This is a genomic window from Blautia wexlerae DSM 19850, assembly GCF_025148125.1.
GTDB classification, from domain to species: Bacteria; Bacillota; Clostridia; order Lachnospirales; family Lachnospiraceae; genus Blautia_A; species Blautia_A wexlerae.
In genome coordinates this window covers 1,095,874-1,108,039 of sequence record NZ_CP102267.1, presented here as the reverse complement: position 1 = coordinate 1,108,039, position 12,166 = coordinate 1,095,874, and the positions used below count along the sequence as shown (strand labels likewise).

General features: G+C 41.4%; 9 protein-coding genes. All 9 read right to left on the bottom strand.

The genetic code is table 11. From position 1 onward, the window contains the following. Nucleotides 1-6: 6 nt before the first annotated feature. Complete coding sequence (locus tag NQ550_RS05100; RefSeq protein ID WP_020993393.1) at nt 7-603, bottom strand: AIR synthase-related protein; 597 nt, start codon at nt 601-603, stop codon at nt 7-9. 141 nt (nt 604-744) lie between these two features. Next, nucleotides 745-2,421: a B12-binding domain-containing radical SAM protein gene (locus NQ550_RS05095; RefSeq protein WP_008705665.1), complete on the bottom strand. Its 1,677-nt coding sequence runs from the start codon at nt 2,419-2,421 to the stop codon at nt 745-747. A 6-nt stretch (nt 2,422-2,427) separates the two neighbouring features. Beyond that, nucleotides 2,428-2,730: a thioredoxin gene (gene trxA / locus NQ550_RS05090; RefSeq protein ID WP_008705666.1), complete on the bottom strand. Its 303-nt coding sequence runs from the start codon at nt 2,728-2,730 to the stop codon at nt 2,428-2,430. A 111-nt stretch (nt 2,731-2,841) separates the two neighbouring features. Next, the gene (locus tag NQ550_RS05085; protein ID WP_020993394.1) at nt 2,842-3,750 is read right to left on the bottom strand and encodes an NAD(P)/FAD-dependent oxidoreductase; all 909 of its coding nucleotides are present in this window, start codon (nt 3,748-3,750) and stop codon (nt 2,842-2,844) included. 261 nt (nt 3,751-4,011) lie between these two features. Continuing rightward, nucleotides 4,012-5,250, bottom strand: coding sequence for a serine hydroxymethyltransferase (gene glyA, locus NQ550_RS05080; RefSeq protein ID WP_008705668.1), 1,239 nt, complete (start codon nt 5,248-5,250; stop codon nt 4,012-4,014). Between the two features lie 179 nt (nt 5,251-5,429). After that, nucleotides 5,430-6,500 carry a hypothetical protein gene (locus tag NQ550_RS05075; RefSeq protein ID WP_020993395.1) on the bottom strand — a complete coding sequence of 357 codons (1,071 nt, stop codon included), beginning with the start codon at nt 6,498-6,500 and terminating at the stop codon, nt 5,430-5,432. 85 nt (nt 6,501-6,585) lie between these two features. Further along, the gene (locus NQ550_RS05070) at nt 6,586-8,706 is read right to left on the bottom strand and encodes a glycoside hydrolase family 3 C-terminal domain-containing protein (protein ID WP_025579801.1); all 2,121 of its coding nucleotides are present in this window, start codon (nt 8,704-8,706) and stop codon (nt 6,586-6,588) included. 80 nt (nt 8,707-8,786) lie between these two features. Further along, nucleotides 8,787-10,346 carry a response regulator gene (locus NQ550_RS05065; protein WP_025579799.1) on the bottom strand — a complete coding sequence of 520 codons (1,560 nt, stop codon included), beginning with the start codon at nt 10,344-10,346 and terminating at the stop codon, nt 8,787-8,789. Then, entirely contained in the window at nt 10,339-12,126 is a 1,788-nt protein-coding gene (locus NQ550_RS05060) for a sensor histidine kinase (RefSeq protein WP_025579797.1), read from the bottom strand. The genes NQ550_RS05065 and NQ550_RS05060 overlap by 8 nt, the downstream gene beginning before the upstream one ends. Nucleotides 12,127-12,166: the final 40 nt, after the last annotated feature.

Here is a 12,166-nt window from a genome sequence, read left to right as displayed (position 1 = left end):
CTGCAGTTACTCTTTGAGAAGTTGCTGCAGTTCATCCTCTGCCGGACGTTCCAGATAGCGGGCACTGCCGCCACTGTAGAGAAGCCGGTCATTACCGCTGTTTGTCTGTCCGATGATCTCTGCCATAAATCCTTCATTGCGAAGCCTCTGTACCAGTGCTTCACCTCCGCGGATTCCAATCAATACTGCTCCATCTGCCTGAAGCTTATATGGATTCAGGTCAAAAATCTCGCACACTTCTATGGTCTCCTGACGAATCGGTACCTTACGGAAGTCTGCTTCCAGTCCTACTTCTGAAGCTTCTGCCATCTTCCAGAGCGCACTTAAAAAGCCGCCCTCACCCATAGCATATAATGCGCTGGCATCTGCCTCCTGCGCAATTTTCCAGACAATACTGCCAGCTCCATAATCGTCCCGAAGTGAAACGCAATTCTGAATAAAACCGGCAGAGAATCTCTCTGCCAGTTTGTCCTTTTTATTTTTTGCTATTACAGAGGTTCCTTTCAGAGCCACCGGACATGCCACCACCAGTTCATCTCCCGGTTTCAGGCATCCGGTTATTTCTGCCCTCAGAGCCTCTATTGCCGCCTGTCCCAGTCTCATTTGTTTTCTCCTGAAAAATTTATTATACAAGCAGAGACAGAACTGTCGGCACTACCATTGCCAGTACCAGAATGATTGCAATAATTGCTGTGATCACTTTACGATTCTTTGGATTAAACATTCCCATTTCTCTTCACCTCTTTAATCTCTGTTCAGGTTCTCAAACACATCTTTCGTCACATCTGTCACATGAGCGTTGTTAGTCAGCGGATCACGGTCTGCATAGTCAAACAGCAGTACTTTTCCATCTGCAAATACTTCCACATGTGCATTCTTTGCCACCTTTTCCCGTTTTCTGAAGTCCCATATCTGTCTCTCAAAAGGCTTCTGGTCTCTGGCAAAGCCGGGACGGCTTTTCAGGTTCTCTCTCAGATAGAGATCATATACCATCTGGTCTTTTACCTGATCCACGGAAATCTCCGGCATATCCTCCAGAAATTCCAGCAGAATCTCATATCTTCGCATTCTTGTATGAGAAACATCACCATAGCCTTTTTCCATGTAAAAACTGCCCAGTCTCTCGTAAATTGAGAAAGCATCCGGGAAAAAATTTTCCAGATATTCAAGTGTATTCTGGAATTGTCCACTATTATAATACACTTCCACCATATTTTCCACAGTTTTCAGCTTCAAAACGTGGTCATAATCCAGCCACTTCGTGGAAAGTACCTCATAAGGCTCCTGTGTTTTGTATACAATACCATATTCCCTGCACATCTCCATCATATGGGAACCCTTTAACACCTTCAAAAAGCCCAGCTGAAGCTGCTGTGGTTTCAGCGCATAGACATCATTAAAGGAATTCCGGAAGCTGTCGTAATCTTCATAGGGAAGTCCTGCGATCAGGTCCAGATGCTGATGGATATTTCCAAAGCTGTGGATTCTGTCAACAATTCCTTTCAGTTTTTCAAAATCCATAGTTCTGTGAATTGCCTTAATCGTATCCGGATTTGTTGACTGTACTCCGATCTCCAACTGAATCAGGCCCGGACGCATAGTGGACATTTCCTGCAGTTCCTCTTCTCTTAACAGATCTGCCGAAATCTCGAAATGAAAGTTTGTTACACCGTTATCGTGTTCATTAATATACTTCCAGATTGCCATTGCATGGTCATGTTTACAGTTAAAGGTACGGTCTACAAACTTTACCTGCGGAACCTTATTGTCTATAAAAAACTGCAGCTCTTTCTTTACGGTCTCTGTATCTCTGAAACGCAGTTTCTTATCAATGGAAGAAAGACAGTAACTGCAGGAGAAAGGACATCCTCTGCTGCTTTCATAATAAATGATCCTGTTCTTAAACTCAGACAGATCTTTGTAAATGAACGGAATACTGCTTAAGTCCATGATCTGGCGCCATCCATTATGTATGATCTGATCTCCGTCTCTGTAACAGATTCCTGTCATATCTTTCAGGTTCTGCGGATTTTTTTCCACATAATATCCGGCAAGTTCTTTAAATGTTTCTTCACCTTCCCCGACCATAACACCTTTAAATTCTGAGTTTTCTGTCAGGAATTTCTCCGCATCATAAGAAACTTCCGGACCGCCGGCCCAGAAGTCGGCGCCCGGAAGAATCTTTATCAGATCTGCCATCAGTTCTTTTACAAAAGAAAGGTTCCAGATATAACAGGACACACATACCACATCAGGATGCTCCAGATAAATATCACGCATGATATCATCTTTCTGCTGGTTGATGGTATATTCCTTTAATACAATATGATCTGCGTAATCGGATGCATATGCCTGCAGATCATAAACAGCAAGATTGGAATGAATATATTTTGCATTGCATGCCGCTAATAAAATCTTCATAAATCTTTAGCCTTCCAGTGCACTCTTCAGCTCTTCTTTGGAAGTAAGACCTACGAAGCGTTTCACTTCCGCACCGTCTTTAAACAGGATCAGTGTCGGAATGCTGACTACACGAAACTGCTGTGCAAGTGCCATATTCTGATCTACGTCTACTTTTCCTACTGCGTATCCCTCTTCTGCCAGTTCTTCTACAACCGGACCCTGACGCATACATGGTCCACACCATGTTGCCCAGAAATCTATAAGAACCGGTTTCTCAGATTTTAATACTTCTGTTTCAAAATTTGCTGTTGTAATCTCTTTTGCCATAATTCATATCTCCTTTGCTTATTCTTTATAAAAATTTGCAATGTAAGTTCTCTGGTTTTATAATATCAACACTATAACCCTGTTAAATTTTCAGTTTTTATTTTAGATTTTTTATTTTAAAGATCTTACATACTTCCCTGCATTAATACCTGCCTTTGCTCCCTCATACACAGCTTTCGCCACTTGAAGAAGTCCGCCTGTACAGTCACCTGCCGCATAGAGTCCCGGGATGGTTGTTTCCATATTTTCGTTAACTTTAATGTTTCCTTTTTCCGTAAGTTCAGCTCCCATCTGGCGGGCAATCTCAGTACTGCCTGCAGTTCCCATTGCAATAAATACACCCTCTGCAGGACAGAAATCATTTGCCTGCTGACCTGCTCCTGCCTTTATTTCCTCTGCCTGCACATCAGGTGCAAGACGGATTCCGGATACCAGATCATCGCCCTCTACAGACTGGATCTTCATTGTGTTTACACTGATATTTTCTTCAGATGTAAATTCCGGTTCTTCACCGTTTGTATAAATGGTTACTGTAGAAGCAGTATTAGACAATTCCTTTGCTTCATGCATGGCGAAATCACCGTTTCCAAGAACTGCTACATCCTTGCCTCTGTAAAAGAAAGCATCGCAGATTGCACAGTAGCTGACACCTTTTCCCTCAAATTCTTTAACACCCGGGATCTTCGGTGCAGCGCGCTTACTTCCTGTTGCAAGAATCAGACTCTGAGTCTCGAATTCACCTTCTGTAGTTTTTACCACAAAAGTATCAAACCCGCCGACTCCCAGAACCTGTGCATCCAATATTCGTACGCCCAGTGCTTTCGCCTGAGCGATTCCTGTATCATATAATTCCTGACCGGACAGCGGATGTTCCAGTCCGTAATAGTTTTCTATTTTCTCTGCTTTTTCCAAAGCACCGATCCCATTATTGATCACCAGGGGATCCAGATTTCCACGAACTGCATAAAGCGCAGCGGAAATTCCTGCAGGTCCGGCACCTATGATTATCACTTTTTCCAAATTCTGTCACCTGCTCTCTGTTATTGTTTTCAATATACTGTGATATATCATCGTTACTGTTCACTCTGTTCTCAGTAACTTATTATCAGCTATTGTTACTATACTACGTTTTCTGAAAAAAATCCATGATTTTATTTGGATAATTTTGGTATAATTTGGTTAAATAAGTTTCTCGATTCAGCGACATAATAAATAAAAGCGAAGTGCTGTTCACTCATGAACCATGCATTTCGCTTTTATACATTATTTTGTATGATTTATTTATCCAACCAGAGGATATTTGTCTGTAAGTTCTTTGACGATTGCCTTTGCCTTTTCCTGGCTGCCTTCTTCTTTTAAGGTCATAGCAATTGCTTCTGCAATCTTGTCCATATCTTCCGGTTTCATGCCTCGTGAAGTAACTGCTGCTGTTCCGAGACGTACACCGCTTGTAACAAATGGAGACTGGGGATCATTTGGAATTGCATTCTTATTGCAGGTAATGTTTACTTCATCAAGAAGATTCTCCATCTGCTTGCCTGTAACGCCCAGACTTCTGAGATCTACAAGCATCAGATGATTGTCTGTCCCACCGGAAACAATATCAATTCCTCTCTTCTGAAGCCCTTTGCAAAGTGCCTGCGCATTCTCAACGATCATCTTTGCATAGTCCTTAAATTCCGGCTGAAGCGCTTCTTTGAAACATACTGCCTTGGCAGCGATCACGTGCATCAGAGGACCACCCTGGATTCCCGGAAATACTGCTTTATTAAAGTTAAATTTCTTTGCATTCTCTGCGCTGCTTAAGATCAGGCCGCCTCTTGGTCCACGCAGAGTTTTGTGTGTGGTTGTAGTCACAACGTCTGCATAAGGAATCGGGCTTGGATGCTGTCCTCCTGCTACCAGACCGGCGATATGCGCCATATCCACCATCAGATAAGCCCCAACTTCATCTGCGATCTCACGGAATTTCTTAAAATCAATAACTCTGGCATAGGCACTTGCACCTGCTACGATCAGCTTTGGTTTATTCTCAATGGCGATTCTTCTGACTTCTTCATAATCGATCACACCGTCATCATTGACTCCATAATATACCGGCTTAAAGTAGGTTCCGGACATATTTGCAGGACTTCCATGTGTCAGATGTCCACCATGATCCAGATTCATACCCATTACAGTATCTCCCGGCTGCAGCATTGCAAAAAAGACTGCCATGTTTGCCTGTGCTCCGGAGTGCGGCTGTACATTTGCATATTCACATCCGAATAATTCTTTCGCACGTTCGATTGCAAGAGCTTCCACCTCATCCACGCAGGAACATCCGCCGTAAAATCTCTTCCCCGGATATCCTTCCGCATATTTATTAGTAAGAGGGCTTCCCATTGCTGCCATAACTGCTTTACTTACCCAGTTCTCTGAAGCGATCAGCTCAATATGGGAATTCTGGCGTGCAAGCTCCGCCTCGATCAGATCTGCGATATCCTTGTCTGTCTTTGCTACGTCGTCGATTGAATACATCTTCGTGCTCCTCCTTTGTTATACGCTCAGTAATTATTCCGATTATAACCAATTCTATCCATCATGTCAATCACCAAAAGACATTTGTCCGTGTACCAAAATATTTTATGATATAAATTAGGATACCACATATTATGTTTCTCTGCTGAGCTCTGTAGCAAATAACAGATTCGATTCGATTAAAACGCTTTTTTAATCTGTTTTACCAGTGCATCCACATCTTCCGCTTTCACAAGAAATCTCTCGGTTCCATTGATTTCCAGACTATCATAAGTATCATCATATGCAAAATATTTCAGAGTTACTTCCGGAGCTTCTTCTGTGTTTCTGTGGAATGTTACAGTCAGCACTTCTTCCTTATCTGCTGCATCTTTTGTTTCTTCAACTTCCGAATCAAGCATTATACTTTGAAGCGCCTGATACAATTCAGTAAATTTCTCCTTCTTTACAGTTTTCTTTCCGAATTTATAATCGCTGCCATCCAGCTTCATGGTATAGGTTTTCTTTCCAATGCTTATATCCACACTGTCAAGTGTATCAATATTTACCAATGCCGGAATCTTCAGGATCAAATTAAATGGTTTCAGTTCCAGAAGACTGTTCACCGACTCTTTTGAAAGCAGATAAACAGCCTCTTCGTATCCTTTTACGCATGCATAATAATCACCATTCTCATCTGTATTTCCGATAAGGATCGTTGCTGTTGCATCTGCATCCTGCGTTTCTTTTGCTGTGTCATCGTTAACTGTATTTACAAAATCTACTGTAAAATATGTCTTTGTATTATCCAGTCCGGTATCTGTATTTGCTGCATCGACGCCGTTGCTGAGATCAAAAGCAGCCAGCACTCCAAACATTTCATACATATTCTCTGTGTTTACTGTTGCAGTCTCATCATACGGATTGGTAATTTCCCAGTAGTCGAAATCCATCTTATAATCTGCCGGTTCCTGTTTGATCTGAAATACTTCTTCGCCGTCCTTTACAATGGAAAATCTGCGAATGGAATAGGCAGACATTCTTGGATGTTCTACAGTTTTTAAATCTGTGTTTTCTGTTTTATCATCTGTCTGATCAGCAATTTCTTCTTCCACAGCTGCATCTTCTGCTTTTGGCTCTTCTGCAGTCTCAGAGTTTTGTTCTGCTTCATCTGCCCATACAGGACAGGATATAACTGCTGTGCCTGCTGCACCGGCAGTAAACATGGCTGTCATTCCAAGAAGTAATATTTTTTTAATTTTGTTTTTCATGTCTGTGTTCCTCCTGTCCATATATAATATGGTTTTTATTTTATGTTACTTTTCGCAATTGAAACAGAATACTTACTCCGTTCGGTTAAAGTGCAATTTCTACCTCAGCAGGCTTATGTCCTGTCAGTTCTGCACTTCTTGTATCCGGCTGGGATACTCCTGCAAATAAACGGAAATGTTTTCCTGCGATGTAACGATTTCCATCTTCATCAACTATATTCATTGCTTTATTAGAAATTGTAAATTCTACAGTTTTCTCTTCTCCCGCTTTCAGAGATACTCTCTTAAATCCGCAGAGACTGTAGTTACGAACTGCAAGCGGAGAATCAAGGTCTTTGATATACACCTGAACAACTTCATCTGTATCTACTGTTCCATTGTTCTTAACAGTTGCTTTTAACATGATATCGGACTCTGCTGATACTTCACTGACAACCTCTGCTTCTGTTACGCAGGTATCACTGTATGTAAGTCCGTATCCAAATGGATAAAGTGCCTCTTTTTCCATATAACGGTAAGTTCTGTTTTTCATAGAGTAATCTGTGAATTCCGGCATTCCTTCCAGGTCTTTATAGAAGGTTATCGGAAGTTTTCCTGATGGAGATTCTTTTCCGAAGAGAAGATCTGCTATTGCACGTCCGCCTCTTGCTCCCGGATACCATGCAAGAAGGATTCCATTACAGTTATCCTGCGCATAATTCAGGTCAATCGCACTTCCTGCCATCAGAACTACGATGGTAGGTTTTCCTACTGCTGTTACTTTCTCGATCAGTTCTTCCTGTACTTTCGGAAGATGAAGATCAACTTTGTCCCCGGATGCATCACTGTTTCCGGTATCTCCTTCTTCTCCCTCCAGAGTCTCATCAAGACCTACGCAGAGTATGACTACATCGCTGTTTTCCGCTGTAATTACTGCCTCAGAAATTCTGTCCTGATCCCATGCCAGATTTTCAACTTTGTCTTTATATAAATCACATCCCTGAGAGTAAAGGATCCTTACATCGTCACCTGCTTCTTCACGGATTCCTTCAAGAACAGTAATATATTCTGAAGATGTTCCATGATAATTTCCAATAAGAGCTGCACGGCTATTTGCATTCGGGCCGATGACACCAATAGTATTTACTTTTGTTTTATCAATCGGAAGAACTCCATCATTCTTCAGAAGTACGCAGCTCTTTCTTGCCATCTTAAGAGCTTCATCAATGTGCTCTTTGCACTCTACCACACTATACGGTATCTTATCATATTCACTTCCGTCAAACAGGCCCAGCAGATATCTGGTTGTCAGCAGTCTGACTGCAGATTCTGTGATTTTTTCTTCTGTTACCAGTCCATCCTGATAAGCTCCCATCATATGAAGATATGTATTACCGCAATTCAGGTCACAGCCTGCATTTAATGCCATAGCAGCGGACTGTCTTGGCGTAGAAGTTACCATGTGATGTTCATGGAAGTCACGGATTGCCCAGCAGTCAGAAGTATAATGACCTTCGAATTTCCATTTTCCTCTCAGGACATCTTCCATAAGATATTTATGTGCACAGCAGGGTTCTCCGTTTGTCCTGTTATAAGCACCCATTACAGCCTCAACATCCGCTTCTGTTACAAGCGCTTCAAAAGCCGGAAGATATGTTTCCCACATATCCTTCATGCTTGCCTGTGCATCAAATTCATGTCTGAGCGATTCCGGACCGCTGTGCACTGCATAATGCTTTGCACATGCTGCCGCTTTCATTACAGGTCCGTCACCCTGAAGTCCTTCTACGAATTTCACGCCAAGTCTGGACGTCAGATATGGATCCTCACCATAGGTTTCATGCCCTCTGCCCCATCTCGGATCTCTGAAAATGTTTACATTGGGGGACCAGAAAGTAAGACCCTTGTAAATATCTCTGTCTTCTTTTGCAGAATATGCATTGTATTTTGCTCTTCCCTCAGTTGCAATGATATCGCCAACTTTTTTCATCTCTTCATCGTCAAATACTGCAGCCATCGCAATTGCCTGTGGGAACATGGTTGCCACACCTGCTCTGGCCACTCCATGCAGTGCTTCATTCCAGTAATTGTATGCCGGAACACCCAGTCTTTTCACGGGAGCAGCATCGTATTTTAACTGGGAAGCCTTCTCCAGAAGCGTCATCTGTGATACCAGTTTTTCTGCTTTTTTTCTTGCTTCTGCTCTTTCTTTTCTGTGATCTTTCATTTCAGATCCTCCTGTTTATATAATTTGATAATTATTCAGCAGGTATTAACAAAGCCTCAGCGCAGCCCGCTACTCCTGCATTATGTATTCTGCATTTCTTCTCTGTATTTCGTCGGAGATTTTCCTGTATGTTTCTTAAATGCCAGTGAGAAATAATTCGTATCTCTGTATCCTACCATCATAGCAATCTTTCCAGTCTTGATGCTGGTAGTTTCCAGAAGGCTCTTCGCCTTCTCAATCCTCTTTCTGACAATGTATTCATTACATCCTTCACCTGTAATCCGCTTAAATAATCTGGAAAAATAATTCGGTGTGATATAGAGACTTTCCGCAATGCTGGAAACCGAAATATCCTCTGCAAGATGCTCATCTATATAGTGTCTGGCATTGGAAATGGTATAATGTACATCCTCTTCATCATTTTCAATAAGCTGCTCAATAAACATTCTCGTAATCTCACAGGCCTCTTCTTTTCCTGCTGATGACAGACTCTTGGAGAGTGCATCCAACTTTCCTTCTTCCACCTCACACGATTCTTCCATGTAGGAAAAAATCAAAGAGGAGGCAATCTCGAAACAACATCTGCGCACAGCAGAAGGAGAAAGATTATAGGATTCCGTTGCCTTAGTAAAGGTATTAAATGCCTTTAGTACATAATCTGGAGTTCCTATATTGGAAATCATGATATTTCGCAGTTCTGCATAGATTTCCCAGAAGATTTTCTTCTTGTTCTGAGCCCCCATCGTCTGTATAATGTCCTGAATATTCTTTTTTTCATGTTCCAGAAGATATCTGGCATCATTGTAGGAAATTGCCAGATTTTCAAATCCTTGCACAGCACTTCCAACCGTAATCTTTGGTTTATATTCAAATTCATCCTTCAGTACATCCGACAATTCTTCAATCTGTTCCAGAACGCTGTCGTCATCATCCTTTTCAAAACAGACAATCGCAATCGTACCGTCATCATCTACAAATGTGATTCCTCTGTTTTGGGAATCCACCATGCTCATGCAGACATTTTTAACAGTCATTGCACGGAATTTTCCGTCATTCTGCTGTTCTGTATACATTCCCTGTTCCAGAAGAATCAAGCTCATTTTCTGCTTAATATCAAACTGAAAATCTTTCTGGAGAATATACAACTGCATCTCTTTATCTGCTTTTGTATGCACCAAATTCCTCATGCACTGCTCCAGTCTCATCTGCACTACAGAGCCTTGAGAGCGCCACACTCTGGCCTGATTCTGCTCTTTGTTTTCCTGCTCTTTCAGTTCTTTTATCTGCTTTTCTATCGCATTGAAAAGATCATCTTCATCAATCGGTTTCAGGAAGAAATCCTGCACCTGAAGCCGCAGGCTCTCTCTTGCATACTCAAAATTATCAAAGCCTGTAAGCACGATCACACGCAGTTCAGGTACTGATTCTCTGGCCGCTTTAATCAGTTCCAGTCCTGTCATTTCTGTCATCTGGATATCTGTAACCATAATTTCAGGACCTTCTTCTTTAAGAATCTTCAAAGCCTCGTTTCCTGATGCAGCAGTAAATACGTCATCTACTTCCAGTTTCTTCCAGTCTATGGCATTTTTCATACCCATACGTATCATCTTTTCGTCATCAACAATCAGTACTCTATACACACGTCCACTCACCTCCTGCTGTATTCTTTTTGATTTCTGTCTGATATGGCAGATGGATCACGACAGTTACCCCACCCAAATCATTCTTCTGATAATTAAGACCATATCCCTCTCCAAAAAGAAGTTCAATCCTCTTGTTTACGTTTCGCACTCCATATCCAAAGGAATCCTCGTATCTGGAGAGCTGTTCATTCATTTCATCTATCTGTTCCTGACTCATTCCTGTGCCTGTATCTGATACCTTTATGATAACTTCATCCTCATTTTTATATGCTGTAAGATAAAGTGTACCTGTTTTTCCCTCTTTTACTTTCATTCCATGATAAATAGAATTCTCCACCAGTGGCTGCAGAGTCAGCTTCGGTATCAGGCTTTCTTCCACCTGAGATTCTACAACAATCTCACTTCCGATAATGTTGTCGTATCTCATGTTCTGGATAATCATATAATTCCTGATATGCTCTACTTCTTCTCTGATCGTGATCACGTCATGTCCTTTGCTGAGACAGATCCTGTAATATTTCGCCAGCGCCTTTACCATTGTGGAAATCTCTTTATTTCCTTCGGCAATCGCCTGCCAGTGGATACATTCCAGTGTATTATAAAGAAAATGCGGCTGAATCTGCGACTGAAGGGCATTAAAACGAATCTGCTCCAGCTGATGCTGTTCCAGTTTTACCTGTTCCATCAACACCTCGATTTCATCCATCATAGAGTTAAAACCAATTGCAAGCTTTGTGAAATCTTCACCCATATTGTCAACATTGATCCTTGTTCTCAGGGAACCTGTTGCAACATGATCCATCTTAGATACTACCTTATTAAGGGGCTGATACATTTTCCTGACCAGTGCTCTTATAATAATGCTTACTATGATCAGCACTATGATCAGAACCAGAATCACAACAACCATTATATGGAATCCTGATTCCATCAGTTTATAAAAAGAAATCGAACTGACTACATAATAATTCCAATTCTTAATCTTCTGGCATACATACATATTCCCATTCTTTGTAAATATCTGTATCCCTTTTTCCATCTCATCTATATAATTTACGTAACGGCCTGTCTCCTCTTTATCATTCGAAAGCAGTATCATTCCACCTGTGTCAACTACTCTTGTTTCTGCTGAAGAATCTCCTACAGCCAGCATCTTCTGTACTGCCGGATCATCGAAATTCATGCACAGAAGCCCTCTTGCATCAGATACTTTTCTGGTATCATATAATGGATAATACAGACTCAATGTATATCTGTTCCCTTTATAATAATCGTTATTATAGGCAACTTTCAGCGTTCCTTTCTTCGCATATTTGCTTCTCTCATATGCCTGGGGATACACTTCTTCAAACTGCGTAACTGATAAAGAACCCTTTCCTCTGTAGTAGTAACTCTTATAATCCGAACTGACAATGGCAGCAAAGTTCAGACTCTCATACATATTATTCAGATTCTCCAGCTTGCTGTAAACTGCATCAATGTCTGCTGTCTTCAGCTCATTTCTCTGCACCTGCCTGCAGTAATTCTGCACAGAATCATCCATGATCGTACCCAATACGATTTCTTTATATGAATCCATTGATCCCTTAAAAGATTCCGCAACTGTATTATTCTGCATCTGCAGAAGTTCTACAGACTGCTCTTTCATCGATGCTATAGAAAAAGTCAGAGAAACACCTGCAACCGTCAGCGTTACAATAAGAATACTGACGGTCACAAGTAAAAGTATTTTTTTATCAAATTTCCAGTGGCTGAATTTTGTTTTCCATTTGTTCATGTTGTCTTTCCTCATCTGTCACATAATTTCACATATACCC